Here is a 26120-nt window from a genome sequence, read left to right as displayed (position 1 = left end):
GGTGGGCAGGCCGGGGCCGGTGGCTGCTCCGGTGGGCAGGCCGGGGCCGGTGGCTGCTCCGGTGGGCAGGCCGGGGCCGGTGGCTGCTCCGGTGGGCAGGCCGGGGCCGGTGGCTGCTCCGGTGGGCTGGCCGGGGGCGATGGCCGACGACCAGCCGCCCTGGGTGGGCGCGCCGGCCGACTGTCCGCCGGTGGAGGTGGCGGGCCAGGTGGCCCGGGGCGCCGGCACGGGCGCCGGGTCCCGCCGCTCGTACGCCGGCGCGACGCCCCCGCCGGGCCGAAAGGGCACCCTCGGGTGGTCCGCCGGCGGTGCGGGGAAGCCCCCGGCCGCCGGGGGCGGGACGTTGCCGGCCGGCGGGGCGGAGAAGCCGCCACCCGGCCCCGCCGGGACGTCGGTCTGCCCGGCTACGGCCGGGTGGCCGGCCGGTCGGGTGAGGCGCGGCGGCAGAGGTCCCGGCCGGCCGCTGATCGGCGCGCCGCGCTCCGGGTCGGTCGTCCCGTCCGCGCTCTGCCCGGAGAACCCGTCACCGTAGCCAGCCGCCATGGCCCCTCGCCCTCCCCGTGCCCACCCCACCGCAAGGCCGCTGCCAGGCTCAACGCCGCGCGGCCCGATGGACCGTACCGGCGCGAACGGGCTTTGTCTGCCCTGTTGTCCGATCTCGTCACTTCGACGAGAGCCGGCTCGGCCAGGACACCTGGCGGCCATCCCGCCGACACGCCCCGGACCGGCTGCGCACACCGGATCTGCCGGCGCACTAGGGTTGTCAGGTGACCGACGAACCACCCCTGCGCCGTCGGGCCGCCGAGAGCCGTGCCGAAGAGGTCCCCTCCCCGGCCGCGCCCGAGCCCCTGGACCGGACCGACGAGCCCACCGGCGGCCCCGTCCCGCTGACCGCCCCCCGCGACGGCACACCCGAACCGGTGGCCACACCGGGCGGGCTCGACGAGGTCGTGGCCCGCTTCGCCGCCGGCACCGGCCCCGTCGCTCTGGACGCCGAGCGCGCCTCGGGCTACCGCTACAGCCAGCGCGCGTACCTGGTGCAGCTGCGCCGGGCCGGCGCCGGCACCGCGCTGATCGACCCGCTGCCGCTGCCCGACCTCGCCGCCCTGGACGCGGCGATCGCCGAGGCCGAGTGGGTGTTGCACGCGGCCAGCCAGGACCTGGCCTGCCTGGCGGAGGTGGGGCTGCGACCGCGCCGCCTCTTCGACACCGAGCTGGCCGCCCGGCTGGCCGGGTTCGAGCGGGTCGGCCTCGCCGCGCTCACCGAGCAGTTGCTCGGCTACACGCTGGAGAAGCACCACTCGGCCGCCGACTGGTCCAGCCGCCCGCTGCCGGAGTCGTGGTTGACGTACGCGGCGCTGGACGTGGAGATGCTGGTCGACCTGCGCGACGCGCTCGACGAGGAGCTGACCCGGCAGGGCAAGTCCGGGTGGGCGGCGGAGGAGTTCGCCGCGCTGGTGCGTAACGGCGCCCGCCCACCCCGGGTACGCGCCGAGCCGTGGCGGCGTACCTCGGGCATCCATCGGGTCCGGGGCGCGCGGGCCCAGGCACGGGTCCGGTCGCTGTGGTACGCCCGGGACCAGATCGCCGCGCGGCGGGACGCCGCGCCGGGCCGGGTGTTGCCGGACTCGGCGATCGTGGCCGCGGCGGAGCTGGACCCGAAGGACGAGAAGACGCTGCTCACCCTGCCCGGGTTCGGCGGTCGCTCGGTGCGCCGGCTGGCCCGGACCTGGCTGGCCGCGCTCGACGACGCCCGGCACCTGCCGGACGACGCGCTGCCGGTGACCCCGACGGTGGAGGGTCCGCCGCCGCCACACCGCTGGGCCGAGCGGGACCCGGTGGCCGCCGCGCGGCTGGCCCGCTGCCGGGAGGTGGTGGTCCGGACCTCCGGCGCGCACCAGCTCCCCGCGGAGAACCTGGTCGCCCCGGACTCGATCCGCCGCCTGGCCTGGCAGCCCCCCGAGGAGATCACCGACGACACGGTCGCCGAGACCCTCCGCGGCTTCGGCGCCCGCGAGTGGCAGATCACCCTCCTCCTCCCCGACCTCACCGAAGCCCTCCACACCCTCTGATGACCCCCGCCCGCTGATCTCGGCGGTGATCAAGGAGTTTGCGTCCGCGACACGCCGCCCCGACGACGCAAACTCCTTGATCAACGGACCGGGGAGCGAGAGGGGCGCGGGGAGGGGGCGGGGGTGGGTGTGGGGTGGGCCACATGGGGGGTGGTGTCGGGGTTGGTTACTGGCGAGTAGCATCCGAGGGACCCACGCCAGCGCCGGCCGACCCTCATTCGGTCCGTAGCGCCGCCTAGCGACGCGGAGGCCGAATTATGGTCGAAGAGGAGGCTCCAAGTGCCCCGTGAAGTTCGAGATGTCGTCTTCGTCGACGGCGTCCGTACCCCGTTCGGCAAGGCGGGTGGCATGTACGCCAACACCCGCGCCGACGACCTGGTGATCCGCTGCATCCGCGAGCTGATGCGACGCAACCCCCAGCTCCCGCCGGAGCGGGTCGAGGAGGTTGCCATCGCGGCCACCACCCAGATCGGCGACCAGGGACTGACCATCGGCCGCACCGCCGCCCTGCTGGCCGGCCTGCCCAAAACCGTGCCCGGCTTCGCCATCGACCGGATGTGCGCCGGCGCGATGACCGCCGTCACCACCGTGGCCGGCGGCATCGCCATGGGCGCCTACGACGTGGCCATCGCCGGCGGCGTCGAGCACATGGGCCGCCACCCGATGGGCGAGGGCGTCGACCCCAACCCGCGGATCGTCGCGGAGAAGCTGGTCGACCCGTCCGCCCTGGTCATGGGCGCCACCGCGGAAAACCTGCACGACCGGGTCCCGCACATCACCAAGGAGCGAACGGACGCGTTCGCGCTGGCCTCCCAGGAGCGGACCGCCAAGGCGTACGCCGACGGCAAGCTCCAGGGCGACCTGGTGTCCGTCGCCGTCCGCGACCCGGAGACCGGCTGGGGTCTGGCCACCACCGACGAGGCCCCCCGGGAGACCTCGATGGAGAAGCTGGCCACCCTGAAGACGCCGTTCCGCCCGCACGGCAAGGTCACCGCGGGCAACGCGGCCGGCCTGAACGACGGCGCCACCGCGGCCCTGCTGGTCGCCGAGGAGACCGCCCGCGAGCTGGGCCTGCCGGTCGGCATGCGGCTGGTGTCGTACGGCTTCGTCGGCGTCGAGCCGGAGGTGATGGGCGTCGGCCCGATCCCGTCGACGGAGAAGGCGCTGCGCATCGCCGGCCTGACCATCGACGACATCGGCCTGTTCGAGCTGAACGAGGCGTTCGCCGTGCAGGTGCTCGCCTTCCTCGACCATTTCGGCATCGCCGACGACGACCCGCGAGTCAACCCGTGGGGCGGCGCGATCGCCATCGGTCACCCGCTCGCCTCCTCCGGCGTACGGCTGATGACCCAGCTGGCCCGGCAGTTCGCCGAGCACCCCGAGGTCCGCTACGGCCTCACCGCCATGTGCATCGGCATCGGCATGGGCGGCACGGTCATCTGGGAGAACCCACACTGGACGGAGTCCAGCAAGCCGGCTCAGCGGGAGGGTGGAGACAAGTGAGCGCGCTCGCGGCACCGAACGAGGTCGTCACGAAGGCGCTGCTGCGCCAGGTGGACGTGCCGGGGCTGGACCGTCCCGCCGCCCTGATCACCCTCGACAACGGCTTCGACCACACCAAGCCGAACACCTTCGGCCCGGCCGGGCTGACCAGCCTGGACGAGGCGATCACCGCGGCGCTGGCGGCGAAGCCGGCGTTCATCGCGGTCACCGGCAAGCCGTACATCTTCTGCGTGGGCGCGGACATCGTCGGCCTGCCGGCGCTGGCCGACCGCGAGCAGGCGCTGGAGATCGGCCGGCTCGGCCACCGGGTCTTCGCCCGGCTCAAGGACAGCGAGATCCCGACCTTCGCCTTCGTCAACGGCGCGGCGATGGGCGGCGGCCTGGAGCTGGCCCTGCACTGCCACTACCGGACCCTGTCGGCGGGCGCGGCGGCCCTCGCCCTGCCCGAGGTCTCGCTCGGCCTGGTGCCCGGCTGGGGCGGCACCCAGCTGCTGCCAAACCTGATCGGCATCCCGGCCGCCACCCAGGTGATCATCCAGAACCCGCTCATGCAGAACAAGATGCTCAAGCCGAAGCAGGCGGCGGAAATGGGCATCGCGGACGTGCTGCTGGAGCCGGCCGACTTCCTGGAGCGGTCCCTCGAATGGGCCGCTGGCGTGGTCCGGGGCGCGGTCACCGTGACCCGGCCCGAGGTCGACAAGGACATGTGGGCGGGCGTGCTCTACTTCGCCCGGCAGACCCTCGACCAGCGGCTGCACGGCGCGGTCCCGGCCGCGTACAAGGCCCTGGACCTGCTGGAGACCGCGAAGGATGCGGACTTCGCCACCGGCACCGCCGCCGAGGACGAGGCCCTGGCCGACCTGGTCTTCTCCGAGGAGCTGCGCAGCGGCCTGTACGCCTTCGACCTGGTGCAGCGGCGGGCCAAGCGGCCGGCCGGCGCGCCGGACAAGGGCCTGGCCCGGCCGGTGACCAAGGTGGGCATCGTCGGCGCCGGCCTGATGGCCAGCCAGCTCGCCCTGCTCTTCGCCCGCCGCCTCCAGGTGCCGGTCGTGCTGACCGACCTGGACCAGTCCCGCGTGGACAAGGGCGTCGGGTACGTGCACACCCAGATCGAGAAGGCCGTCAGCAAGGGCCGGATGGACAAGGGCACCGCCGCCAAGCTGTACGGCCTGGTCTCCGGCTCGGTCGACAAGGCCGTCTTCGCCGACGCCGACTTCGTCATCGAGGCCGTCTTCGAGGACCTGAACGTCAAGAAGCAGGTCTGGGCCGAGCTGGAGCAGATCGTCAAGCCGGAGGCGGTGCTCGCCACCAACACCAGCTCGCTGTCGATCACCGAAATGGCCGCCGACCTGGCGCACCCGGAGCGGGTGGTCGGCTTCCACTTCTTCAACCCGGTCGCGGTGCTGCCGCTGCTGGAGATCGTTCGGGGCGAGCGGACCGACGACGCCACCCTGGCCACCGCGTTCGCCGTCGGCAAGCAGCTGAAGAAGTCCAGCGTGCTGGTCTCCGACGCCCCGGCGTTCGTGGTGAACCGACTGCTGACCCGCTTCCTGGGCACCGTCTTCGCCGCCGTCGACCAGGGCACCCCGCTGGACGTGGCGAACAGCGCGCTGGACCCGCTGGGCCTGCCGATGCGGCCGCTCGCCCTGCTCCAGCTGGTCGGCCCGGCCGTGGCGTACCACGTGGGCGGCACCCTGCACGCCGCGTTCCCCGACCGGTTCGGGGTCAGCGAGAACCTGAAGCGGATCGCCGCCTCCGGGCAACCGATCGTGGTCGACGACGAGATCAACGACGAGGTGGCCAAGCTGCTCGTGGTCGGCGACCAGCCGCTCACCGCCGAGCAGGTCCGGCAGAGCGCGCTGGACGCGCTGGCCCAGGAGATCCGGCTGATGCTCGACGAGGGCGTCGTCGCCGAGGCGCAGGACATCGACCTGTGCATGATCCTCGGCGCGGGCTGGCCGTTCCACCTGGGCGGCGTCACGCCGTACCTGGACCGGACCGGCACCGCCGAGCGGGTCACCGGCCGGCGGTTCCTGCCGCGCGGAGTCGCCAGCCTGCGCTGACGGCTCCGGCCTGGGGCACCGACCCGAGCCACTCCCGCTCCCCCGCCGATCGCGGTGGCCCGACCAGTCCACACCGGACGGCCCGGCCACCGCGATCGTCGTTCCGGGCCGGCGGCGGCGGGTGATCGACCGCTGGGTACGATCACCTGTTCTTTCCTTCCGCCTGGAGCTGATCTGATGTCCTCACCCCCGGTCGACCCCTGGTCCCGGCAGCCGGAACACCCCACCACCCCGGGGCAGCACCCCGACCCGACGTCGGCGGCCGACTGGCCGACCACCGCCTACCCCGGGGTGCCCGCCCCCCGCCCCGGGGAGCAGCCGACCACCGCCTACCCGGCCGCGCCGACCTCGGGTGCCGTCCCGGCGGCCCACCCACCGGCGGGCGCGCCACAGGGCGGAGCCTGGGGTCCCCCGCCGGGCGCGCCACAGGGCGGAGCGTGGGGTCCGCCGCCCGCCGGGCCGGAGCCGACCATGCCGTACGGGATGGCCCCGCCGGGCCCGCCGGCCGGCGGCTTCCCGCCCGCGCCGCCGGCGAAGAAGTCCTCGCTGCCGTTGATCCTCTCCCTCTCCCTGGCCGGCCTGCTCGTGCTCTGCCTGGGCGGCGGCGCTCTCGCCTATGTGGCCCTCTCCAACGGCGACCAGGACACCCCGTCGGCCCGCCCGACCCCGACCGGCACGGCCTCGCCGGAGACCGCCGCCCCCAGCCCGTCGGCGGAGGACGACGAGGAGCCCGAGGCGACCGCGAAGTTCCCCCGGGTCCGGCTGGTCACGCCCAAGACGCTCTCCGGCCGTCCGAAGAGCACCGACCCGGAGCTGCGGGCGCTCGCCGCCGAGATGGTCGGCGACATGCGGTCCACCGTGCAGAACGAGACGGGCGCGGTGAGCGCCTTCTACGGCAGCCCTGAGAAGCGGGACCTGGTGATGGTCGCGGCGGCCTCCGGCCTGATCCTCGATCCCGCGACGGAGCTGGCCGACGCGGTCGAGGGGTTCCGCACCGAGCTGTCGGTCAAGAAGATGACCCCCGTGCCGCCCGGCCCGCTGGGTGGGCGCGCCAGCTGCGGCGACGGTGAGGGGTCCGGCCTCCCGATCGGGGTCTGCGTCTGGGCGGACACCGGCAGCGTGGGCGTCCTGCTGTTCTTCTTCTCCTCGGCGGCCAAGGCGAAGGCGCAGTTCGTCAAGGTCCGGGGGCAGATCGAGAAGCAGTCCTGAGCCGGTCCACAGTGGGCCCCTCGGGCCCTCGCCGATCCCGCTATCCTCACGTCTTTCTCGCTCAAGAACCTGGAGCTGACCCGATGTCCCAGCCGCCGGCCAATCCGTACCCCCCGCAGCCGGGCTCCGGCGCGCCATACGGCTCGTACCCGCCGCCGCAGCAACCCGGCGGCTACCCGCCCGTGCCGGGCGGCCACCCCGGCGGGTACGGCGACGGCCCCGGCGGTTACCCGGCACCGCCGCAGCCCGGCCACCCGGTCTCCGGCGGGCCCGGCGGCTACCCCGGCCCGCCGCAGCCGGGCGGCTTCCCGCCCGGCGACCCGGCGTACGGCGGTCCGGCCGGAGCGCCGCCGAAGAAGTCCCGGGTGGGGCGGATCCTGCTGATCGTCCTCGCCGCGGTGCTGCTGCTCTGCCTCGGCGGCGGCGCGGCCGTCTGGTACCTGGTGAAGGACGACGTCAAGGAGACCGTGGACGCCACCAAGGTCCGGGTGGTCGCGCCGGACACCCTCGGCGGGCGGGCCCGCGCCACCGACCCGAGGTTCGAGCAGGGCGCCGGGCAGCTCGAGAGCGGGCTGAAGGAGTCGCTGCCGGGTTCGACCAGCACCGTCGGCGCGTTCTACGGCAGCCTGGAGGAGCGGAACCTGGTCATGGTCGCCGCGGCGTCCGGGTTGAACACCGATCCGGACAAGACCCTCGACGAGAGCATCCGGGGCGCGCGGAGCAGCGCCGTCGAGCTCGGTGAGATGAAGAACGTCGAGCCGGGGCCGCTGGGCGGGTCGGCCAAGTGCGGGGACGCCGAGACGCAGAAGGTGCCGCTCGGCGTCTGCCTGTGGAGCGACAAGGGCAGCCTCGGCATGGTCATCATGTACTTCAAGAGCGGCGCCGAGGCGCAGGCCGAGCTGGCCGACATCCGGGGCCAGATCGAGCAGAAGTAGTACCTCGTACGCCGGGCCCCGGCCACCTCCAGCGGTGGCCGGGGCCCGTCGCGTTCAGCCCGAGGTGGCGGCCCGTTCGGGCGCGCTGCGCAGCACGCAGAACTCGTTGCCCTCGGGGTCGGCGAGCACCACCCAGCCGGCGCCGTCCAGGCGGGTGTGGTCGGCGACCAGGGTGGCGCCGAGGCCGAGCAGCCGCTCGACCTCCTCGGCCCGGGTGCGGTCGGTCGGCTCCAGGTCGAAGTGCAGCCGGTTCTTCACCGCCTTGCCCTCCGGCACGGCGAGGAAGAGCACCACCGGGCCGCCCGGCGGGTCCAGCCGGGCCTCCGGGTCACCGGGAAAGTCGTCCGGGTGCCGGGGGCAGCCCCAGACCTCGGACCAGAAGCCGGCCAGGGCGTACGTGTCCCGGCAGTCGACGCTGACGTTGTAGATCCGTGCGGTCACGGTCGTTCCTTCCGGTCGGGCTGACCGGGAGAAGCTGCCACGGCCCGCCGCTCCGCGCAACCGGGTTACCGCGCCTCCCCCACCTCAGCCCAGCAGCCAGCCGGCAACCGCCAGGGTGGCCATCGACAGCGCGGTGCTCACCAGCACCGTCCGGCGGGCCACCGACTCGCCCTGGCCGTACTCGGCGGCGTAGGTCCAGGTGTTCTGCGCGGTGGGCAGCGCGGCACAGACCACCAGCGCGAGCAGGTCGACCCGGCCGAGGCCGGCGGCCCACCCGGCCAGGCCGGCCAGCACCGGCTGGACCAGCAGCTTCAGCCCGGCCAGGGCGGCCACCTCGGCCCGCTCCCCCGGCTGCCGGGGGCCACCCGAGGTCAGCGACAGGCCGAGCGCGACCAACGCGGTGGGCACCGCCGCCGCGCCGAGCAACGCCAGCGGCGCACCCACCACCTCCGGCGGGCGCCAGTGCAGCGCGGAGCAGAGCGCGCCGAGCGCCAGCCCGGCGATCACCGGGTTACGCAGCGGCATGCCGGCCAGGGTCGCCGGGCGCAGCGGGCGGCCGGCCGCCCGGTCCAGCGCCACCAGGATCACCGGCGTCACCACCAGCACCTGGAAGAGCAGCACCTCGGTGAGGAAGGTGGCGTTGCCCAGCACGTGCAGCGCGACCGGTATGCCGAGGTTGGCCGAGTTGACGTAGCCGGCGGCCATCGCTCCGATGGTGGCCGCACCGAGCCCGCGGCGCAGCAGCACCGCGCAGAGGACGAAGCCGAGGGCCATGGTGAGCACGGTGCCGGCCGCGAAGGCGCCCAACGCGCCGGGGTGGAACGCCAGCCGGCCGCGGGACAGCGCGGTGAACAGCGCCGCGGGCATCGCCAGCCGGAAGACGAAGCCGGCCAGCACCCGCTCCGCGTCCGGGCCGAGCAGCCGGTACCGCCCGGCGAGCCACCCCAGGCCGGTGAGCACCCAGATCGGCACGAAGGCGGCGAGCACCCGGGCAGCGTACGGGTCGGGTCAGTGCGGTGATCCCGGGGATCCGTCGGCCGCGCCGGTGCGTACGGTCGGGGCCTCGACCGGGGCGGCGCCCGGCGCGGGCAGCGTGACGGTGACCTCCAGACCGCCGCCCGGCTGGGCGACCGCGGTCACCCGCCCGCCGTGCGCGGTGCAGACCGCCCGGACGATGGACAGCCCCAGCCCGGAGCCGCGCGCGCCGGTGCGTTCCTGCCCGCCCCGCCGGAACGGCTCGAACAGCCCGGGTACGTCGGCCTGGTGCACCTCGAAGCCGGTGTTGCCGACCACCAGCCAGGAGCGCCGGCCGTCCGACCCGGTCCGCACCCACATCCGGCCCTGGAGGTGGTTGTAGCGGACCGCGTTCTCCACCAGGTTGCCGGCCAGCCGGTCCAGCAGCCCCGGGTCGCCGAGCACCGGGGCCGGCTCCAGCGAGGTCCGCACCCGCAGGCCGATCCGGTCCACCTCGCGGCGCACCGCGGACAGCGCGTTCGCCACCCCGGCGGCCAGGTCGCACTCGGTACGCCGGCCGAGCGCCCGACCGGCCTGCGCCTCGCTGCGGGCCAGCAGCAGCAGCGCGTCGACCAGGCCGTTGGCCCGTTCCGAGGCGTCCCGGACCACGGTGGCCATCCGGCGGTACTCGGCGAGGTCGGCCTCGTCGTCGCTGAGCGTCACGTCGATCTCGGTACGCATCACCGCCAGCGGGGTGCGCAGCTCGTGCGAGGCGTTGGCGACGAACCGCTTCTGCGCCTCGAACGAGTCGGCGAGCCGGTCCAGCATCGCGTCGAAGGTCTTGGCCAGCTCGGCCACCTCGTCGTCCGCGCCGGACCAGCGGATCCGCTGGTCCAGCGTGGCCTCGCCGAGCCGCTGTGCGGTGGCGGTGACCTGGTGCAGCGGGCGCAGGGCCCGGCCGGCGACCGCGTACGCCCCGGCGACGCCGACCAGGCTCACCGCCAGCAGCGCGCCGAGCCCCTCGGCCAGCAGCTCCCACGAGGTGGTGTCGACCAGCCGCCGCTGCCACTGCGCGGCGTCCAGGGTGCGCCCGTCGGCGAGCGTCACGGTGGTGCCCGGCAGCAGCTCGTCGGTGGGGTGCAGCGCGTCGCGGACCAGCAGCCAGGCCAGCAGCAGCAGGATCGCCCCGGCGCCGACCAGCAGCACCCCGTTGAGCAGGGTGAGCCGCAGCCGCAGCGTCGGCCGGAGACTCATGACGAGCCCTCTGTTCGCGACTGCGGGGCTCGCAAACCCGGCTCGCTCCTCACGCTCATGCCTCCCCCACCCGGTAGCCCGCGCCGACGACCGTCTCGATCAGCGGCGGGTCGCCCAGCTTCTTGCGCAGCGTCATCACGGTCACCCGGACGATGGTGGTGAACGGGTCGGTGTTGGCGTCCCAGACCCGTTCCAGCAGTTCCTCGCTGGAGACCACCGCGCCGCGCGCCTTGAGCAGCTCGCAGAGCACGCCGAACTCCTTGTTGGTCAGGTCGACCGGTACGCCGTCCCGGGTGGCGACCCGGCGGGCCGGGTCCAGCGACAGGTCGGCGAACTCCAGCACCGGTGGGGCGGCCGGGGTGGCCCGCCGGCCCAGCGCCTGCACCCGGGCGACCAGCTCGTCGAAGGCGAACGGCTTGGGCAGGTAGTCGTCCGCGCCGAGTTGCAGCCCTTCCACCCGGTCCGCGACGGTGCCGCTGGCGGTGAGCATCAGCACCCGGGTGAGGGTGCCGGAGGAGACCAGCTCGGCGCAGATCCGGTCGCCGTGCATGCCGGGCAGGTCACGGTCGAGGACGACCACGTCGTACCGGGTGACGAAAGCGGCCTCGTGCCCGCTGTCGCCGTCGTACGCGACGTCCACCGCCATGCCGCGCTTGCGCAGGCCGCGCGCGATCGCGTCGGCGAGGTTGCGCTCGTCCTCGACCACCAGTACCCGCATCCCACCCCTCCCCACGGCCGGCCACCCGGCTGACCTGCCCGACAACCTAGTGGCACCGCACCAACGCTCAGCGGTCGAGCCGCCAGACACCCAGGGTCCCGTCCGGCTGCCGGCAGACCAGCACCCGCCGGTCGTTCGCGCAGCCGTCCCACTCGCCGGACAGCACGTCGAGCGCCTCGCTCCGGCCGGTGGTCACGTCCAGCCGGGCCACCAGCCTTCCGCCCCCGTCCAGCCGGCGCAGCCCGATCATCGGGTCCCGGGTGGGATCGGCCCAGGAGAGCTGCCACTGGCCGAGCGCGCCGAGCTGCCGCCCGGTGCGCTGGTCGAGGAGGACGAGGTCCACCTCCCGCTGCTCCCCGTCGGCGGCGACCAGCAGCCGGTCGCCGAGCGGCCACACCGTCCCCGACGCCTCGACCCGCCACCGGACCCGCCCGGTCGCCCGGTCGACCAGCCCCAGACCGGGCCGGCCGGTCCGCAGGCACAGCCCGTCCCCGCAACGCTCCAGGATTTGGCCCAGGCCCGACTCCACCGGGATGCTCCACCGCCGGTCGAGCCGGTCCAGCCCGTATGCGGTCAGCGTCCCGGCGCGATCGTCGACCATCAGCAGGCCGTCCACCAGGAAGACGCCCGGTTGCTGGCCGTCCGCCGTGGTCGCCGTCGCCGGCATCCGGCCGACCCGCAGCACCGCACCGCTGCCGCCGTCGAGCACCTGCACCCGCCCGGAGGGACCCAGCAGCACGACGTGGCCGATCCCGTCGGGGCCGAACTCGTAGCCCACCCCGCCCGCGGGGACCGGTCGCGACCAGCGCTGCGCTCCGGAGGCGGCGTCGACCCCGCGGAGCACGGCGGGACCGCCGGCCGGGGACTGGACCTCGAACAGCAGGAGGCCGTGGCGCGCCGACAGCGGGTAGCCGGGCTGGCGCCAGCGCACCCGCCCGGTGGCCGGGTCGACGGCGGTGGCGGTGGACTCGCCGGATTCGGGGGTACGGGTCAGGACCAGCAGCGACCCGGCGGCGAGGTGGAGGTCCACCGGCTGCTGCCCGCGCGGCAGCCGCAGCCGCCACAGCCGGTCGCCGACCGGCAGCGGGTACGCGGCCACCTCCGGCGTGCCGCCCCGGCCGGTCGGGTCGTCGATGACGAACAGCCGCCCGTCGGCGATCCGGAAGGTGCCCTCCGGCGGGCCGGCGATCGTCACGTACCGCTGCCCGGCGGGCGGCGGCGCCGACGCGGCGAGGGTGAGCAGCGCCAGGACCGCCAGCAGCACCGCCCGGCCGGTGCGGGCCGGTGGCGCGCCCCGGCGCGGGACCGGCTCCGGCTCGTGCTCGTCGCCGTGCCGCAGCTCACCCAGCTCGATCATCGACACCGCGTCACCGGTCCAGCCGCCACAGCGCAAAGGTACCGTCCTGGCGCGGACAGAGCAGCACCGTGCCGGCCTGGCAGCCGCCCTGGACGCCGGGCAGCACGTCCCAGATCCATGCCCGGCCGGCGGTCGGGTCCAGCCGGGCCACGGCCAGCCGGCGCCCGTCCACCCAGCGCACGCCGATCAGTGGCGCGTCGCGGTGGCTGCCGCCGGCCAGTTGCCAGTCGCCGAGGTCCGCGACGCCACGGCCGGTGGCCGGGTCGAGCACCCGCATCGGCCAGGACGCGACCGGACCCGCCGCGGTGACCAGCAACCGGCCGTCGCGTTCGGCGAGCAGCGTCCACCGGGGGTCGCTCCACACGGTACGGCCGGTGGCCGGGTCGAGCGCGCGCAGGCCACCGGTCGGGCCTTCCGCGCAGATCAGCGCGGCGCACCGGGTCACGAAGGCCACCTGGGCGAGCTGGACCTGCCAGCGCCGGTCCAGCTCGTCCAGCCCGTACCCGGTGACCGTCTCGCCCCGCACGATCACCAGCAGGTCGCCGACCACCTGGGCGCGCTGGTGCCGCGACGGCCGGCCGGGGGTCAGGTCGGCGGCGCGCAGCCGGCGGCCGGAGTCGGCGTCCCACACCTGGGTCGGGCCCTCGGCGGGCACCAGCACGAGACGGCCGGTCCGCCCCGCCGTGAAGTCGAAGCGCAGCGAGTCGGGCGGGGTCGGCACCGACCACAACGCCCGCCCCGTCGCCGGGTCGAGCCGGCGGAAGGCACCGGACCCACCGGTGCTGACGCCGAGGTGCACGTACAGCTTTCCACCCCCGCCCACCGCGGCCCCGGGCTGTTGCCACCGCCGCTCTCCGGTGGCCCGGTCGAACGCCACCGTCAGGAAGGTGTCGTCGCCGCTGGTCGGACCGGTCACCAGCACCACCCCGGCCAGCTCGGTCAGCCAGAAGACCTCGCCCCGCCCGGGCAGCGGGGCCTGCCACAGCGCGGCGGGTCGCCCACCGCCGTCGGCCACGGCGGCCAGCGGGTACGCGATCAGTTCGTGACTGTCGCTGGCGTCGGCGACCGGCGCGGTGACGTAGAGCCGGTCGCCGACCTGGAAGGGGGTGGCGCCGGGGGGCGCCGGCACCATGCCGGGCACGCGGGCCCGGACCGGGGCCGCGCCGCCCAGCGTGACCAGGGCGAGAGCCAGCACGAGCAGCAGCCGCGCCGGGCGCCCGGGTACCCGCGGCGGGCGGGGCGGGGCGGCGGGCGCCGCTTCCCGCCGCTCACCCAGTTCGATGACCGTCACGGCATCCTCTCCACCCGGGACCGGGGCCGGCCGCACCGGCCCGGCCACCCCGGAGCCGGGCGAATCGGCCGGGCGTCGCCCGGGCCGACAAATGCGACGCATCCCGCCTGTACGATGGCGCGTCGTGGCTGTGCCGGTGGTGGACCCCTCGCTGAACTCCCCGACCCCGACCGTCGCGCGCGGCCCCGTCCCGCCCCCGGCGACCGGGTGGCGACAGCGGCGGCCGACCCGCGCCGACGTGTTGGCCATCGGAGCCTATGTGCTCCTCGGGGTTTTCGTCTGCCTCCGGTACTGGGTCGACGTCGAGCACCGGGTCTCGTCCCACCTGCCGACCGACCACAGCTGGTTCGAGTGGCTCTTCTCGCACGGCGCGTACTCGGTGCGGCACCTGGAGAACCCGCTGTTCAGCACCCGGCAGAACGCCCCGGACGGGGTGAACATGATGGCCAACACCTCGCTGCTCGGGGTGACCCTGCCGCTGGCGCCGCTCACCCTGCTGCTCGGCCCGCAGGTCACCTACGCCCTCTACCTGGGCGGCGCGCTGGCGGCCACCGCCGGGACGGCGTACTGGATGCTCTCCCGGCATCTGGTGCGCTCCCGGGCCGGGTCGTTCGTCGGCGGCGCGTTCCTCGGCTTCGCGCCGGGCGTGATGCACCACGCCAACGGGCAGCCGAACTTCGCCTCGAACTTCCTGCTGCCGCTGATCGTGACCCGGGTGCTGCTGCTCGGCCGCCCCGACCGGCGGTGGCGGCGGGACGGGGTGGCGCTGGGGCTGCTGGTGGCGTACCAGGTCTTCGTCAACGAGGAGATGCTGCTGCTCACCGCGCTGGCCTGCCTGGTGATGGTGGCCGCGTACGCGGTGACCCGGGCGCGGGCGGTCCGGGCGCGGGCCGGCGCGTTCCTGTCCGCCCTGGGCCTCGGTGGCGGGCTGGCCGTGCTGCTGACCGCCTATCCGATCTGGTTCCAGTTCAACGGCCCGCAGTCCTACCGGGGCCTGCAGGGCGGGGTCTTCCACAGCTGGGGCGAGGACCTGATGGCCTTCGTCACCTTCGCCCGGGACACCCTGGCCGGCGACGAGGCGGTGGAGAAGACCATCGGGGTGACCGAGCAGAACACCTGGTTCGGCTGGCCGCTGGTGCTGCTCGCGCTGGCCGCCCTGGTGCTGCTGTGGCGCCGCCGCCCCGCCGCCCGGATGGTGGCCCTGCTGGTGGTGGTCTTCGGCGTCGCCTCGATCGGCCCGAAGGTGCGCTTCGACGGGGTGCAGACCGGCATCGACGGGCCCTGGGCGTACATCCCGGACGATCTGCCGCTGGTCGAGATGATGATGCCGACCCGGCTGACGCTGGTGGTGGCCGGCGCGCTGGGCGTGCTGCTCGCCCTGGCCTGGGACGCGTTGACCCCGCCCCGGCCGGCCGTGTCGCCCGGCGCCGGCCCGGCGGAGGCCGTCGTGCCGAGGCCCCGCCCGGCCGGCGACGACACCGGGGTGGGGGCCGACCCCGCGCCGGTCGGCACCGCCGCGCGGTCCCGGCCGCGGTGGGTCCGCCCGATCGGGTACGCGGCCATCGCGCTGGCCGTGCTGCCCCTGGTGCCCCGGCCGCTGCCGGCGCAGCACGTGGACCCGCCGCCGCGCTTCATCACCTCCGGCAACTGGCGCCCGTACGTCCCGGCCGGCCGCACTCTGGTGCCGGTGCCGGTGCCGAACAACGGCTACGGGCTGGAGACCCTGCGCTGGAGTGCCCTGACCGGGCACGAGTTCCCGGTGCCGGGCGGCTATTTCATCGGCCCGAATCACGACGGGGCGGGCGTCTTCGGCGCGCCGAACCGGCCGACCAGCACGCTGATCTACGAGACCGTGCGGACCGGCCGGGTGGCGGCGCTGACCGACGAGGACCGCCGCCGGGCCGTGGCGGACCTGCGCTACTGGCGGGCCTCCGTGGTGGTGCTCGGCGCGCACCGCCGCGAGGCGGCGCTCCGGGAGCTGCTCACCGGGCTGCTCGGCCCGGGCCGGCGGGTGGACGACGTGTGGCTCTGGGACGTCCGACCGCTGGTGCCGTGACGGTCGCCCGGCCCGCCCGACCCACCCGAGGGGCGGCCCGGACGGTCAGGGCCGGGGCGCGTCAGGGCCGGGGCGCGTCAGGGTCGGGCACGTCGGTCAGGGCGCGGACGTCCCACACCCAGACGTCCAGCTCGCGCTGGCCCGGCCCGGCCACCTGCTCGACGGTGCGCCGCAGCGGTTCGGCGTTCGGCTGGCCCACCGGGAGCACCATGATCGCGGCCCGCCAGTGCCGCAGCTCGTCCAGCGAACGACGCCGCTCGCGGTCGTCGAGGCGTACCGCCCGGCCGGTCCGGGACGCCTGCTGGAGGAGGCCGCCGAGGCCGCTCGGCCGGCCACCGAACTTGCCCGGATCGCCGGTGTTGGCGTTGCGCGGGGCGAGGAAGTAGCCACCGGGGATCTTGAAGTCGAGGTTGGTGGCGGCGGCCCAGCGCATCCCGTGCGTGTTGCCCATGCTCGGCACCGGCACCGGCACCAGGGTCTGGTCCGGCCCGACGTACTCCCGCCAGCGGTCGGCGGTGATGAACTCGGGGACCGGCGGCCGGGGGACCACCGGCAACGGCGTCGGCGCGATCGGCAGCAGCGCCAGGGCCAGCACCGCGCCGGTGAGCGTACGCCTCGTGCGCCGGTCGGGCACCCGCAGCGCGGCGACGCGGTCCACGGCGAGCGCCAGCAGGACCGCCACCACCACACCGGTGATCAGGCCGAACCGGGTGGGCACCACGGCGTCCAGCAGCGGCAGCCGGACCAGCAGCTCCCACGGGCCGGCGACCAGGTCCTGGTGCCACCAGGAGACCCGCTCGCCGAGGGAGAGCACGGCGAAGAACAGCCCGGTCGCCGCGAGCGCCCGGACCAGCCGCTCCCGCCGCAGCCAGACCACGATGCCGACCGCGATCAGGCTCAGGCTCCAGCCGAAGAAGGCGTTCTCCTCCGAGTAGTTCGGGGCCAGGTTGGCGTTGGCCCGGGCGTTGCCGCCGAGGGTGGCCGAGCCCGGGGTGACGAAGGCGGCGATGTCGTTGCCGTAGTCCCGCACCGCGTCGCTCAGCCCGTGGTACGCCATCGGGCCGGCGAACTGGACGTAGAGCGGGTACGCCAGCAGCGCCCCGGCCAGCACGGTGCAGACCGCCAGGCCGATGCCGAGCGGGCGCCAGGCCTGGGCCCACAGGGCGGGGCGCTGGACGACCACAGCGAGCAGGAACACCGCGCAGCCCAGGGCGGCGAAGAGCAGGATCTCCTCGTTGATGAAGGCCTGCGCGGTGACCAGCAGGGCCAGCAGCGCGCCGTCGCGCAGCGGCCGGCGGGACCGGGTGAGCACCAGCACCCGCCAGACCACGAACGGCAGCAGGAACTGGGAGATGATGTTCGGGTGCCAACTCGCGTGCGAGAGCATCGCCGGCGAGAAGCCGCAGAACCAGCCGGCCACCACGGCGGCGGACCGGGTACGCAGGACGCGCCGGGAGAGCACGTGGTACCAGGCGGCGGCGGTGCCGGCCAGGCCGAGCGTGACCAGGGTCACGAACGAGACCGCCGGTCCGAAGAGGAGGGTGACCGGGACCATCGGAATGCCGAGCGCCAGGATGGCCGTGTTGGCCATCAGGTTCACGCCGTCCGGATAGTTGAACTGGTCGGTGTAGAACGGGAACTCGCCGTGCAGCACCACCCGCACCGAGTGCGCGAGGAAGAACTGCACCTGGGCCGGGTCGCTACTGTAGAGCGACGCCACCCGGCCGGCCGGGTCGGCCCAGATCCGGCTGGTCACCCAGAGCGCGGTGAGCAGGAAGGCGCCGTACACCGCCACGTCCCGGCGTTGGGGCCGCCAGCGGCGGGGGCGGGGCGCCGGGGCCAGCGGTTCGGCGGCCGGGTCGGGGCGGGTCTGGGCTGCCGGGCCCAGGTCGCCCAGCGGTGCGGGCGCGTCGACCAGGGTGGCGTGGGTGGCGTGGGACTCGGCGTGTCGGGCGTCGGCGGCCCGCGGAGTTTTGCCACGAAGGTCGGCAGACGTCACAGTTTGGGGAGTCTACCGGGACGGAAATAACTCGCGAATGCCGCGGGGTGTCACTTGTGTTACGAACGATACCTACCCGCGGCCGGGTCGGCCGAGACGGATCTCTCGTACCATGGGCGGTCGACAACCGACCGCGACCTGATGGGGGCGTACAGGTGGCTCGAGCCCGCCGGCACGGCACGACGGCCACGGCACTGCTCGCCCTGCTGCTCGCCGCCGCCGGCTGCGGGCCCGTCGCGGATCTGAAGGCCGACAGCCTGCCGGTGGGATACGACAGCCTGGACGGCAAGCTGAAGGTGTGGCCCCCGCGCGGCACGCTCGCCGACGACGCGGCCGCCACCGCGGCCGTGGCCGAGGCGGTCCGGGCCTGGCGGTCCCCAGAGGACGACCGGGCGCACCTGCCCTCCTCCGGCCTCCTCTGGTCCGGCGAGGTGGACGGCGGGCGGGTGGCCCTGGTCGCCGCCGACGTGCCCGGCGAGGGCGCCTCCTGGCTGCTGCAACTCACCCGCGACGGCGACCGGTACGCCGTGCACCGGGCCAGCGAGTACACCGACCCCGGCTACCTCGTCTACTCCGACGTGCTGCCGGTGCAGTCCGCCGAGGGCCGGCGCTACCTCACCTCCGGCCGCGTCGAGCGGCTGCGCGGGCCGGACGGCAAGGACCTGGCCGTCACCGACGGCCTCTCCGCCCCCGTCCGGGTGCCGGCCTGCCGGGCGGTCACCGTGACCGCCACGCTGCGGCCCACCGAGTCGCTGCCCCGCGGCCGGGCCGCCGACCGGCTGCTCGACCTCGGCACCGCCACCACCGATCCGCGCTACCCGCTGGTCCGCGATGAGACCGGCGCCGGCCAGCGCGCCCTCGCCGGGCTGGACACCTGCCTGCTGGCCGGAGAGGACGGGCCGTTCGGCAGCATCCCGCGCCGGATCGGCGACCGGGACGCGCCGAAGTCGGTGCCCGAGTCCTGGCCGATGGAGGCGCTGACCGTCCGGCCCCTCGGCCCGGTCGGCCCCGACGGGCGCAAGCCGGGCCAGCTCAGCCAGCTCAGCTGGAAGTCCGAGCACGGCGAGATGACCGCCGTGCTCTACCGGCCGGCCGGCGGTGGCGCAGCGGTGTTCTCCCGGGCTGACCGGTCCAACCCGCTCCAGGCGTACGTGCTGCCGGTGCCGGAGCACCCGCTGGTGGTGCTGACCTGGCGGGCCGGCGCGGACGCCCCGCTCGCCGTGCCGCCGGGCACCCCCCGACTGGTGGACCGGCCGGGGCTGGTCGTGGTGCCCCAGTCGGCCAGCAAGCAGACGTTCAGCCTGACCAGCCCGGACAGGACGTACCAGCGGTCGGTCGGTGGTCGCTGAGCCGGACGCCCGGATCAGGTACGACGAAAGGGGCGGCCCGGTGTCCAGGGCCGCCCCTTTCGGTGCCGTCGCGGGTCAGTTCTTGGCCGCGGCCTCGTCCGGGCGGGCCGGCTCGACCGGCTGGGCGTCCAGACCGGAGATCCAGCCGGTGACGTCGCGGGCCACGTCCTGCGCGGTCAGCCCCAGGTCGGCCAGGATCTGGGCGCGGGTGCCGTGCGGATGCCAGTCGGCGGGCACGCCCAGGTCCTTCAGCGGCACCCGGACGTCGGCGTCCCGCATCGCCTGGGCGAGGGCGTCGCCCACCCCGCCGACGCGTACGCCGTCCTCCACGGTGACCACCAGCCGGTGCCCGGCGGCCAGCTCGACCAGCTCGGCCGGGACCGGGCGGACCCAGCGCGGGTCGACCACGGTCACCCCGTAGCCGTGCTCGGCGAGCCGGACGGCGACCTCCATGCCGAGCTGCCCGAAGGCGCCGACCGCGACCAGCAGCACGTCGGTACGCGCCGACTCGGCCAGCACGTCGACCGGGCCGACCCGGCGCAGCGCGGGCAGGTCGACGGCGACGGTGCCGGTGGGGAACCGGACGATGGTCGGGGCGTCGTCGACGGCCACCGCCTCGCGCAGCTCCTCGCGCAGGGTGACCGCGTCCCGGGGCGCGGCGATCCGCAGCCCGGGCACCACCCCGAACACCGACATGTCCCACATGCCGTAGTGGCTGGGGCCGTCGGGGCCGGTGATGCCGGCGCGGTCCAGCACGAAGGTGACCGGCAGCCTGTGCATCGCCACGTCCAGCAGGACCTGGTCGAACGCCCGGTTGAGGAAGGTGGCGTAGACCGCGACCACCGGGTGCAGGCCGCCGAGGGCCAGGCCGGCCGCCGAGGTGGCGGCGTGCTGCTCGGCGATGCCGACGTCGTACACCCGCTCCGGGTACTTGCGGGCCAGCTTGGCGATGCCGGTCGGCTCGGCCATCGCGGCGGTGATGCCCACCACGTCCGGCCGCTCGTCGGCGATGGCGACCAGCTCGTCGGCGAAGACGTGGGTCCACTTCACCGACGGGGCGGCGAGCAGCTTGCCGGTCTCGATGTCGAACGCGCTGCCCGGCCCGTGCAGGCAGTCCGCCTCGTCCTCCTCGGCCGGGCGGTAGCCGTAGCCCTTGCGGGTGACCGCGTGCACGATCACCGGCCCGCCGAAGTTCTTCGCCGCGCGCAGCGCCGACTCGACGGCGGCGACGTCGTGCCCGTCGACCGGGCCCACGTACTTGATGCCGAGGTCCTCGAACATCGCCTGCGGCGCGACCGCGTCCTTGATGCCCTTCTTGACGGCGTGCAGCACCTCGTACATCGGCTTGCCGACGAACGGGGTGTTGCCGAGGGCGTCCTTGACGGTGTCCAGCACCTTCTCGTAGCCGGGGTTGAGCCGCAGCGAGGAGAGGTGGTCGGCGAGGCCGCCGATGGTCGGCGAGTACGACCGGCCGTTGTCGTTGACCACGATGACCAGCGGGTTGCCGCTGGTGGCGATGTTGTTCAACGCCTCCCAGCACATGCCGCCGGTGAGCGCGCCGTCGCCGACCACGGCCACCACGCTGCGCTTCTCGCCGCGCAGCGCGTACGCCTTGGCCAGGCCGTCGGCGTAGGAGAGCGCGGTGGAGGCGTGCGAGTTCTCGATCAGGTCGTGCTCGCTCTCGGCCTGGTTCGGGTAGCCCGAGATGCCGCCGCGCTGGCGCAGCTTGTCGAAGCCGTCCTGCCGGCCGGTGACGATCTTGTGCACGTACGCCTGGTGGCCGGTGTCGAACAGGAGCCGGTCCCGGGGAGAGTCGAAGACCCGGTGCATGGCCAGGGTCAGCTCCACCACGCCCAGGTTCGGACCCACGTGCCCGCCGGTGCGGGAGACCTTCGCGATCAGGAAGTCCCGGATCTCGGCCGCGAGGATGTCCAACTGCTCGCCGGACATCCGCTTGACGTCCTGCGGACCGCGCACCGTGGCCAGCAGCCGGCCCTGGTTTACCGTGTCCTCTTCAACGCTCATGAGGGCAGAGTCTATCGGCCGCCCCACACTCCGCAGCTCGGCCGGCCATTCCCCCATGTCGCGGCAAGGAAGGGCCGCTTCTTAACGCTCTCGCTAGAGGAAGGGCCCCCGCTCAACACCCATCGATCACCAGCCGGCGCGGCGGGACGGGGGGCGCGGCGGTCCGGGCGGGTCCGGACGGGGCCCACGAGCCCAGCACGGCGGCCCGGCGGGCGCCGGTCACCGAGGGCAGCGCCCCGGGCAGCCCGTGCCAGGACAGCCAGCCGAGCAGGGCGAACGCGTACGCCTCCTTGGCCTGGGCCGGGATGCCCAGTTCGTCGGTGGTGCGCAGCCGTCGGCGCCCGGCGCCGAGGGCGGCCAGCCGGGACATCAGGGTGCGGTTGCGCACCCCGCCGCCGGCGGCGACCACCTCGACCACCCGGTGCCGGTCGCACTCGGCGGCCACCGTCCGGGCGGTCAGCTCGGTCAGCGTGGCGAGCACGTCGTCCGCCGCCACCGGCGCGGCCAGCGCGGCCAGCCGGTCGTCGAGGTAGCCGGCGTGGAACAGCTCCTTGCCGGTGGACTTGGGCGCCGGCGCGGCGTAGTACGGCTCGGCGAGCAGCAGTTCGAGCAGGCCGGGGTGCACCCGCCCGGCGGCGGCCCGGGCCCCGTCGGTGTCGCGGGGCCGGCCCAGCAGCCGCCGGGCGGCGGCGTCCAGCAGCGCGTTGGCCGGGCCCACGTCGTACCCGAGCACCGGCGCGTCCGGCGCGACCACGGTGAGGTTGGCGATACCGCCCAGGTTCAGCGCGGCCCGCGCCCCGCCGGCCGGGTCCAGCAGCAGCGCGTCGAAGGCCGGCACCAGCGGGGCGCCCTGCCCGCCGGCCGCCACGTCCGCCGAGCGCAGGTCGCTCAGCACCGGTACGCCCACCCGCTCCGCCACCCGGGCCGGCGCCCCGAGCTGGAGCGTGCCCCGGGTCACGCCGCCGTCGACCCAGTGGAAGACGGTCTGCCCGGGCGAGACCACCGCGTCGGCCCGCCCACCGGCCAGCTCGACGCCGACCGCCGCCGCCTCGGCGAAGACCGCGCCGAGCCGGTTGTCCAGCCGGCAGACCGCCTCGACCGTGGTCGCCGCCGGCGGCAGCAGCGCGCGGATCGCGTCCCGCAGCTCGTCGTCGTAGCCCAGCTCGCGGTGCCCCAGCGGGCGCAGCCGCAGCGTCTCCCCCTCCCTGGTGAACTCCGCCGCAACGACGTCCACCCCGTCGTACGACGTCCCCGACATCAAACCGACGATCCGCAAGGAAGGGTCCCTTCTTGACGCTCTCGGTAGAGGAAGGACCCCCGCTTGACACCCACCGGCCTCAGGCCGGGGGCAGCAGGAGGCCGACCAGCTCCACGTGCTGGGTCATCGGGAACAGGTCGAAGCCGCGCAGCGCGGCCAGCCGCCAGCCCGCGCCGGTGAACGTGCGCACGTCGCGGGCGAAGGCGGCCGGGTCGCACGCCACGTACGCCACCGCGCGGGGCCCGGCGGTGATCACGTGCCGCACCACCCGGGCGCCGGCGCCGGAGCGTGGCGGGTCGAGCACGACCAGGTCGACCGGGCCGGTGACCCGCCGGCGGGCCAGGGCGGCCTCCACCCGGGCGGCGACCACCTCCACCCGCAGGTCGGCCAGGTTCGTCCGGGCCGCCGCCACGCCCGGCTCGGACGACTCGACCAGGGTGATCCGGGCGTCGCCGACCCGGGTGGCGAGCGCGGCGGCGAACAGCCCGGCACCGCCGTACAGGTCCCAGGCGCTCTCCCCAGGCCGCGGGTCGAGCAGGTCGAGCACCGCGCCGACCAGGGTGTCCGCGGCGGCCGGGTGAACCTGCCAGAAGCCGGACGCGGGCAGCGCCCAGTCCCGCCCGGCGGCCCGCTCACGGACCGTCTCCGGCCCGCTGATCGGGGTGGCCACCCCGCCGGTGACCGCGCTCACGCTCACGTCACCGCCGGTGGAGGCGACCGTCTCGACGGCGTCCGCGTCCGGCCAGCGGTCGGCCAGCACCGGCAACCGCTGGATGGCCGGGTGGGCGATCCGGCAACGGTCGATCGGCACCACCTCGTGCGAGCGGTGTTTGAGCAGGCCGGCCCGGTCGGCCGCGTCGACCGCGTAGCGGACCCGGGAACGCCAGCCCAGCGGACCGCCGGGCAGCGCCTCGACGGCCACGCCCAACGCGTCCACCTCGGCGGGGGTCAGGCCGGCCAGCCGGGTGAGCTGCTCGCGGACCACCGCGACCTTCCAGGCCAGCTGGGCGGCGGGCGCGACGTGCTGCAGGTCGCAGCCGCCGCAGCGACCCGGTTTCGCGTACGGGCAGGGCGGCTCGACCCGGTCCGGGGAGGCGTCGAGCACCTCGACCGCGTCCGCCCGGGCGAACCCGCGGTGCACCTCGGTGACCTCGACGACCACCCGCTCCCCGGGCAGCGCGTGCCGGACGAAGACGACCTGCCCGTCGACCCGGGCCACGCAGTGCCCGCCCGGCGCGACCGCGGCCACGGTCAACTCGACCCGCTCGGCCTCCGCCAGGCCCCGCCGCTCACCGGCGACGCCGCCCACCGGCCCAGGCCGCTCACCAGCGACGCCGTCCGGGCCGGCCAGGCCGGCCGCTGGCGAGCCGGCCGCGTCGTCGGCGCGGGCCGCCGGCGAGCCAGCGACGCCGTCCGGGCCGGTCGCCGGGGAGTCGGGGCGCGCGGTCACGGGCGTTCCCCCGTGCTCGGGCCGCTCTCGCCGGGCGGCGCGGAGACCACCGGCGGCACGCTCGGCGGCAGGGTGCTGCGGGGCGCGACCCGGGGCCCACGGGCCGGTCCCCGGCTCAGCGTGGCGTCCAGCCGGTCCAGGTTCTTGCTGGCCGTCGAGGCGAGCTGCCACGGCACGCTGGTCACCATGACGCCCGGCTCGAAGAGCAGCCGCCCCTTGAGCCGCAGCGCGCTCTGATTGTGCAGCAGGTTCTCCCACCAGCGGCCCACCACGTACTCGGGAATGAAGACCGTGACCACGTCGCGCGGCGACTCCCGGCGGACGGAGGCGACGTAGTTGAGGATCGGCCGGGTGATCTCCCGGTACGGCGAGTCGATCACGGTCAGCGGCACCGGCAGCTCCCGGCGCTCCCAGTCGTCCTGGAGGTCCCGGGTGTCCTTCTCGTCCACGTTCACCGTGACCGCGGTCAGCGTGTCCGGCCGGGTGGCCCGAGCGTACGCGATGGCCCGCAGCGTCGGCTGGTGCAGCTTGCTGACCAGCACCACGGCGTGGTTGCGGGCGGGCAGCACGGCGCGCTGCTCGGTCGGTTCCAGCTCGGCGGCGACCCGGTCGTAATGCCGGCGGATGGCCAGCATGAGCAGGTACATCACCGCCATCGCGACGATCGCGATCCAGGCGCCCAGCAGGAACTTGGTGACCAGCACGATGACCAGCACCGTGCCGGTCAGCGCCATGCCGAAGCTGTTGATCGCCCGGGATCGGATCATCCGCTTCCGGGCGCCCGGGTCCCGCTCGGTACGCAGGTGCCGGTTCCAGTGCCGGATCATGCCGGCCTGGGAGAGGGTGAACGAGACGAACACCCCGACGATGTAGAGCTGGATGAGCCGGGTGACCTCGGCCTGGAAGCCCACGATCAGCACGATCGCGGAGACGGCCAGGAAGACGATGCCGTTGGAGAACGCCAGCCGGTCGCCCCGGGTGTGCAGCTGGCGGGGCAGGTAGCGGTCCTGGGCGAGGATCGAGCCGAGCACCGGGAAGCCGTTGAACGCGGTGTTCGCGGCCAGGAACAGGATCAGCGCGGTCACCCCGGCCACCACGTAGAGCAGGATCGAGCCGGAGCCGAAGACCGTCTGGCCGAGCTGGGTGGTGACGGTCTTCTGCACGTACCCCTCGGGGCCGGAGAGGATCTGCACCGCCGGGTCCTCGACGAACTGGAGGTGGGTCAGCCGGGACAGCCAGATGATGCCCACCAGCATCGTCACCGCGACGGTGCCGAGCAGCAGCAGCGTGGTGGCCGCGTTCCTCGACTTCGGCGCCTTGAACGCCGGCACCCCGTTGGAGATCGCCTCCACGCCGGTGAGCGCGGCACACCCCGAGGAGAACGTGCGCAGCAGGAGGAAGGCGAGCGCGAAGCCGGTCACGCTGTGCTCCGCCTGGATCTCCAGCCCGGCGCTCGGGGCGAGCAGCTCGTCACCGAGCACGAAGATCCGGAACAGGCCGGTCAGGATCATGCCGACGATGACGATCAGGAAGCCGTAGGTGGGGATGGCGAACGCGGTGCCCGACTCGCGCAGGCCGCGCAGGTTCATCGCGGTGAGCAGCACCACCGCGACGACCGCGACCAGCACCTTGTGGGTGGCGACGTACGGCACCACCGAACCCAGGTTGGCCACCCCGGAGGAGACCGACACGGCCACCGTGAGCACGTAGTCCACCAGCAGCGCGCTGGCCACCCCGAGCCCGGCCCGCGGCCCGAGGTTGACCGTGGCCACCTCGTAGTCGCCGCCGCCGGAGGGGTAGGCGTGCACGTTCTGCCGGTAGCTGGCCACCACGGTCAGCATCACCACGACCACGGCGAGCGCGATCCACGGCGAGAAGAGGTACGCCGACGCCCCGGCGATGGAGAGCGTCAGCAGGATCTCGTCCGGGGCGTACGCCACGCTGGAGAGCGCGTCGGAAGCGAAGACCGGCAGCGCGATGCGCTTCGGCAGGAGGGTGTGCTGGAGCCGGTCGGACCGGAACGGTCGACCGACGAGCAGGCGCTTCAGCAGCGAGGTGGGTCTGGCCACAAGCGCCAAGGGTACGGCGACCCGGCGCCGGGTGGTGGGGGTGCCTGATCGCCGCGGTCCCGGCGGACGCGGTACGGTCGGTCCCCCGTCCGCACCGGCGACGTGGCAGGCTCGCAG

Annotated in this window: 18 protein-coding genes and 1 pseudogene; 7 read left to right on the top strand and 12 right to left on the bottom strand. The window is 74.9% G+C overall.

The window, feature by feature from the left end; genetic code table 11:
• Positions 1-543: pseudogene (locus tag AB0H57_RS01580) on the bottom strand (hypothetical protein); the annotation flags it as partial.
• Between the two features lie 224 nt (positions 544-767).
• On the opposite strand from AB0H57_RS01580, the gene AB0H57_RS01575 reads away from it, so the two are divergent.
• From AB0H57_RS01575 to AB0H57_RS01555, 5 genes are all read left to right on the top strand, one after another.
• Positions 768-2072: a ribonuclease D gene (locus AB0H57_RS01575; protein ID WP_357501513.1), complete on the top strand. Its 1305-nt coding sequence runs from the start codon at positions 768-770 to the stop codon at positions 2070-2072.
• Between the two features lie 279 nt (positions 2073-2351).
• The gene (locus AB0H57_RS01570) at positions 2352-3575 is read left to right on the top strand and encodes a thiolase family protein (protein WP_357501512.1); all 1224 of its coding nucleotides are present in this window, start codon (positions 2352-2354) and stop codon (positions 3573-3575) included.
• Positions 3572-5638, top strand: coding sequence for a 3-hydroxyacyl-CoA dehydrogenase NAD-binding domain-containing protein (locus AB0H57_RS01565; protein ID WP_357501511.1), 2067 nt, complete (start codon positions 3572-3574; stop codon positions 5636-5638). The genes AB0H57_RS01570 and AB0H57_RS01565 overlap by 4 nt, the downstream gene beginning before the upstream one ends.
• Before the next feature lie 177 nt (positions 5639-5815).
• On the top strand, positions 5816-6847 hold the full coding sequence (locus tag AB0H57_RS01560; protein WP_357501510.1) for a hypothetical protein: 1032 nt from the start codon (positions 5816-5818) through the stop codon (positions 6845-6847).
• 83 nt (positions 6848-6930) lie between these two features.
• Positions 6931-7782 (top strand): hypothetical protein, encoded by an 852-nt coding sequence (locus AB0H57_RS01555; protein ID WP_357501509.1) that lies wholly within the window; start codon positions 6931-6933, stop codon positions 7780-7782.
• A gap of 54 nt (positions 7783-7836) precedes the next feature.
• Here the strand turns inward: AB0H57_RS01555 and AB0H57_RS01550 are convergent, their stop codons facing one another.
• The 6 genes from AB0H57_RS01550 to AB0H57_RS01525 form a co-directional block, all read right to left on the bottom strand.
• Positions 7837-8223 (bottom strand): VOC family protein, encoded by a 387-nt coding sequence (locus AB0H57_RS01550; protein WP_357501508.1) that lies wholly within the window; start codon positions 8221-8223, stop codon positions 7837-7839.
• Between the two features lie 84 nt (positions 8224-8307).
• On the bottom strand, positions 8308-9210 hold the full coding sequence (locus AB0H57_RS01545) for an AEC family transporter (RefSeq protein ID WP_357501507.1): 903 nt from the start codon (positions 9208-9210) through the stop codon (positions 8308-8310).
• 21 nt (positions 9211-9231) lie between these two features.
• Positions 9232-10431, bottom strand: coding sequence for a HAMP domain-containing sensor histidine kinase (locus tag AB0H57_RS01540; protein ID WP_357501506.1), 1200 nt, complete (start codon positions 10429-10431; stop codon positions 9232-9234).
• Between the two features lie 55 nt (positions 10432-10486).
• A complete protein-coding gene (locus AB0H57_RS01535; protein ID WP_357501505.1) occupies positions 10487-11149 on the bottom strand; it encodes a response regulator transcription factor in 663 nt (220 codons plus the stop codon).
• A gap of 67 nt (positions 11150-11216) precedes the next feature.
• Positions 11217-12506, bottom strand: coding sequence for a PQQ-binding-like beta-propeller repeat protein (locus tag AB0H57_RS01530; RefSeq protein ID WP_357501712.1), 1290 nt, complete (start codon positions 12504-12506; stop codon positions 11217-11219).
• A gap of 10 nt (positions 12507-12516) precedes the next feature.
• Entirely contained in the window at positions 12517-13797 is a 1281-nt protein-coding gene (locus AB0H57_RS01525; RefSeq protein WP_357501504.1) for a PQQ-binding-like beta-propeller repeat protein, read from the bottom strand.
• A 136-nt stretch (positions 13798-13933) separates the two neighbouring features.
• On the opposite strand from AB0H57_RS01525, the gene AB0H57_RS01520 reads away from it, so the two are divergent.
• Positions 13934-15853 carry a hypothetical protein gene (locus tag AB0H57_RS01520; protein WP_357501710.1) on the top strand — a complete coding sequence of 640 codons (1920 nt, stop codon included), beginning with the start codon at positions 13934-13936 and terminating at the stop codon, positions 15851-15853.
• Positions 15854-15914: 61 nt separating this feature from the next.
• Here AB0H57_RS01520 and AB0H57_RS01515 read toward each other — a convergent pair whose 3' ends face one another.
• A complete protein-coding gene (locus AB0H57_RS01515; RefSeq protein WP_357501708.1) occupies positions 15915-17696 on the bottom strand; it encodes a hypothetical protein in 1782 nt (593 codons plus the stop codon).
• 311 nt (positions 17697-18007) lie between these two features.
• Between AB0H57_RS01515 and AB0H57_RS01510 the strand changes: the two genes are divergently transcribed.
• The gene (locus AB0H57_RS01510) at positions 18008-19201 is read left to right on the top strand and encodes a hypothetical protein (RefSeq protein ID WP_357501503.1); all 1194 of its coding nucleotides are present in this window, start codon (positions 18008-18010) and stop codon (positions 19199-19201) included.
• Between the two features lie 75 nt (positions 19202-19276).
• Here the strand turns inward: AB0H57_RS01510 and dxs are convergent, their stop codons facing one another.
• The 4 genes from dxs to AB0H57_RS01490 all read right to left on the bottom strand — a co-directional run bounded on the left by dxs (position 19277) and on the right by AB0H57_RS01490 (position 26003).
• Positions 19277-21226, bottom strand: a complete 1950-nt coding sequence (gene dxs / locus AB0H57_RS01505) for a 1-deoxy-D-xylulose-5-phosphate synthase (protein ID WP_357501502.1) — start codon at positions 21224-21226, stop codon at positions 19277-19279.
• Between the two features lie 112 nt (positions 21227-21338).
• Entirely contained in the window at positions 21339-22502 is a 1164-nt protein-coding gene (locus AB0H57_RS01500) for an anhydro-N-acetylmuramic acid kinase (protein WP_357501501.1), read from the bottom strand.
• Positions 22503-22563: 61 nt separating this feature from the next.
• Positions 22564-23793, bottom strand: coding sequence for a TRAM domain-containing protein (locus AB0H57_RS01495; RefSeq protein ID WP_357501707.1), 1230 nt, complete (start codon positions 23791-23793; stop codon positions 22564-22566).
• Between the two features lie 137 nt (positions 23794-23930).
• Positions 23931-26003 carry an APC family permease gene (locus AB0H57_RS01490; RefSeq protein ID WP_357501500.1) on the bottom strand — a complete coding sequence of 691 codons (2073 nt, stop codon included), beginning with the start codon at positions 26001-26003 and terminating at the stop codon, positions 23931-23933.
• Positions 26004-26120 lie beyond the last annotated feature (117 nt).

Origin of the sequence: Micromonospora sp. NPDC050686 (assembly GCF_040654475.1) — a bacterium.
Classification (GTDB): domain Bacteria; phylum Actinomycetota; class Actinomycetes; order Mycobacteriales; family Micromonosporaceae; genus Micromonospora.
The sequence above is the reverse complement of the archived record's forward strand: the minus strand, read 5'-3'. Positions and strand labels throughout refer to the sequence as shown.

Excerpts from the sequence above, each read along its gene's own strand:
- AB0H57_RS01560 (WP_357501510.1), top strand. The coding sequence starts at position 5,816 with ATGTCCTCACCCCCGGTCGACCCCTGGTCCCGGCAGCCGGAACACCCC.
- AB0H57_RS01555 (WP_357501509.1), top strand. The coding sequence starts at position 6,931 with ATGTCCCAGCCGCCGGCCAATCCGTACCCCCCGCAGCCGGGCTCCGGC.
- AB0H57_RS01530 (WP_357501712.1), bottom strand. The coding sequence starts at position 12,506 with ATGATCGAGCTGGGTGAGCTGCGGCACGGCGACGAGCACGAGCCGGAG.
- AB0H57_RS01540 (WP_357501506.1), bottom strand. The coding sequence starts at position 10,431 with ATGAGTCTCCGGCCGACGCTGCGGCTGCGGCTCACCCTGCTCAACGGG.
- dxs (WP_357501502.1), bottom strand. The coding sequence starts at position 21,226 with ATGAGCGTTGAAGAGGACACGGTAAACCAGGGCCGGCTGCTGGCCACG.
- AB0H57_RS01535 (WP_357501505.1), bottom strand. The coding sequence starts at position 11,149 with ATGCGGGTACTGGTGGTCGAGGACGAGCGCAACCTCGCCGACGCGATC.